This is a genomic window from Caballeronia sp. M23-90 (assembly GCF_053574605.1).
This window is the reverse complement of record NZ_JBSIPA010000628.1, coordinates 1-2,967: the sequence shown is the minus strand read 5'-3', so window position 1 is coordinate 2,967 and position 2,967 is coordinate 1. Positions and strand designations below refer to the sequence as shown.

The 2,967-nt window shown below is 60.9% G+C and carries 3 protein-coding genes; 2 read left to right on the top strand and 1 reads right to left on the bottom strand.

The window, feature by feature from the left end; translation table 11 throughout:
• Positions 1-729, bottom strand: a 729-nt coding sequence (pdxY, locus tag ACRXB1_RS33780) for a pyridoxal kinase PdxY (protein WP_449494502.1), incomplete at its 3' end; no start/stop codon positions are given.
• A 441-nt stretch (positions 730-1,170) separates the two neighbouring features.
• On the opposite strand from pdxY, the gene glgC reads away from it, so the two are divergent.
• Both glgC and ACRXB1_RS33770 read left to right on the top strand, forming a co-directional pair.
• Positions 1,171-2,469: a glucose-1-phosphate adenylyltransferase gene (glgC, locus tag ACRXB1_RS33775; protein ID WP_062003710.1), complete on the top strand. Its 1,299-nt coding sequence runs from the start codon at positions 1,171-1,173 to the stop codon at positions 2,467-2,469.
• Positions 2,470-2,539: 70 nt separating this feature from the next.
• On the top strand, positions 2,540-2,967 hold a 428-nt coding region (locus tag ACRXB1_RS33770), incomplete at its 3' end, for a glycogen/starch synthase (protein ID WP_449494501.1).

Sequence of the window (2,967 nt, the reverse complement as noted above, 5' to 3'; positions counted from 1 at the left end):
TCTCGAAATCGTCGCGGCACAAGAAGAAATCGCGCACCCGACCGAGCTGTTCCCCGCGCTCGTCAGGTCGCCCACACCGACCGGCTGGCGCGCGAACGGATAGAGCGGCCGCTGCGCGAACCACGCCTGGCTTTCGGTCACGGCGAGCATGTTGAAGGTGTTGGCGCGGCTGTTCCTGTCGATCAGATGTTTGACCAGCACGACCTTCGGACCGCGCGCAATGAGTTCCCGGCACGCTTCGACGGCTTCTTCCACGGTCTCGATTGTGCGGCCGGTCAGCTTCTGCAGCTCGACGTGATTCGGCGTCATGGCATCGGAGATCCCGGGCATGGTGGTGACGAGAAACTCCTGGATTCCCGGCTCCACGATGCAACCGGTCGCCGCACCCATGACCGGATCGCAGTAGTAGAGCGCTTTGGGATTCACGGCCTTGACCATCCTGACGATCTCGACCACCGCCGCGGCCTGGTCGGGCGCGCCGAGATATCCGGACAGCACGGCATTGCATCGAGAAAGTACGCCGATGGCGCCGACGCCTTCGATCACGCGCGTGAGCTCGCCGGCGTCGACAGCACTGCCGGTCCAGCGCCCGTATTGGGTATGGTTGGAAAACTGCACGGTGTTGAGCGGCCAGACGTTCACACCCATGCGGCGCATGGGGAAGACGGCTGCGCTGTTGCCTGCGTGACCAAACACGACGTGCGACTGAATACTGAGGACGTTGTTCATGATGTTTTTTTCGTCATTGGCCAATGTGGCGGATCGGTCGCGGCGCCATATGTGCCGAGGCCTGGCGCACCGCACGTCATTGTGCCGTGGCGCGTGGCTTCGTGACGCGCCGGAAAGCAGATTTTTCCTTCCCCCTGACACGTTAACGCTCCGAGCAGCCTCGTTTGGCACGGTGATTGCTCAGGGTGCCTGAAACCCTCGGAATGCCAAGCGTTTGACCGGCCTTCCACAGCCCCATCCGCCACCACCTAGATCTTTGTCCATTCAACGCTGAAAAGCAGGTGCGAACTATTTACCTTTGCAGCAGAATCAATCCCACGCGCTGTATTTCCAAGCCATTCGAATCTTCTGGAGGAAATCCGAATTCTTTGGTTCGAATTGATGGGACAGGCCGGGAACAATCAGAAACAGGCCGCACAGGCCGCAAAAGAGGAGGTCAGTATGGAGACGCTGAACAGAGAGAAGTTGTCGCAAAGTCACACCGATTTGCAGAAAAACACGTTGGCCATCGTCCTTGCAGGCGGTCGCGGCACGCGCCTCGGCGCACTGACGAACAAACGCGTCAAACCGGCGGTGCACTTCGGCGGCAAATACAGGATCGTCGACTTTGCGTTGTCCAACTGTCTGAATTCGGGCATCCGGCGCATCGCCGTCGTGACGCAATACAAGGCGCATTCGCTGTTGCGCCACCTGCAGCGCGGCTGGGGTTTCCTCCGTGGCGAATTCAATGAATTCATCGATATCTGGCCGGCACAGCAACGTGTCGATGCAAGCTGGTATCGCGGGACGGCGGACGCCGTGTTCCAGAATCTCGACATCATTCGTTCGATCGGCCCGGAATACATAGTCGTGCTGGCGGGCGATCACATCTACAAGCAGGACTACACGCGCATGGTGCTCGACCATGTGGAGAGCGGCGCGGATTGCACGGTCGGCTGTATTGAAGTGCCGCGCATGGAAGCGACCGCGTTCGGTGTGATGCACGTCGATGCACAACGCCGCATCACCGCGTTCCTGGAAAAGCCCGAAGATCCGCCCGCCATGCCCGGCAAGCCCGACATCGCGCTTGCGAGCATGGGCATCTATGTGTTCAGCGCGAAGTATCTCTACCAGTTGCTCGAGGAAAACATTCTTACGTCCGAGACGGACCACGACTTCGGCAAGGACATTCTGCCGCGCGTAGTGACGAGCGGCAGGGCGATCGCTCATCCGTTCGGCATGTCGTGCGTGACGTCGGAAACCGATCCCAACGCACCGCCGTACTGGCGCGATGTGGGCACCGTCGACGCGTACTGGGCGGCTAATCTCGACCTGGCATCGACGATACCCGCGCTCGATCTCTACGACCGGCGCTGGCCGATCTGGACCAATCAGGAACAGTTGCCACCGGGCAAGTTCGTACGCGACCTGCACGGACAGCAAGGCGCGATCAACAACCTGCTGGTGTGCGGCGGTTGCGTGATCGCGGGGTCGCAAGTGTCGCGGTCGGTGTTTTCATCGGCGGTACGGGTGAATTCGTTCTGTCACATCAATGAAGCCGTGTTGCTGCCGCAAGTCACGGTGGGGTCGAGTTGCCGGCTCAAGAAGGTGGTGATCGACCGGGGTTGCACGCTGCCGGAGGGGCTTGTGATCGGCGAGGATCCCCAGTACGACGCGGAGCGGTTCTACAGGACGGAAAGCGGTGTGGTGCTGGTCACGCAAGAGGCGTTGACACGTCTCGGACAAGCAAAGCAGTCATAGTTCGCTAAACTGCGTGCGTGAAAGACTGAGCGGACAATACCGTTCAGCGCAACCAGCCAATGGGGAACCGATGACCGTATGCGTGCTGCATGTTGCAGCGGAAATGTATCCGCTTTTGAAGACCGGCGGCCTCGCCGATGTAGTGGGCGCCTTGCCGCCGGCCCAGATGCAGCTGGGCACGGATGCCCGGGTGGTCCTGCCGGCGTTTCCCTCTGTTGTGGCGGGTTTGACGCAGATCGAGCACGTAGCGGATCTCGGTCCGGCGTTCGGACTGGGAAATGTCAGGCTCGAACGCGGCGTGCTGGAGCCGCATGCGATCGTGGTGTACATCGTGCGCGCCGATCCCTTCTACAACCGGCCCGGCAATCCGTATCTGGATGCATCGCACACTCAATATGCCGATAGCGACCGGCGTTTCGCATTGCTCGGCTGGGCGGCAGCGCGCATTGCCCACGGCGCCGATTCAACGTGGCGACCCGACGTGGTGCACGCGCACGA

Excerpts from the sequence above, each read along its gene's own strand:
- glgC (WP_062003710.1), top strand. The coding sequence starts at position 1,171 with ATGGAGACGCTGAACAGAGAGAAGTTGTCGCAAAGTCACACCGATTTG.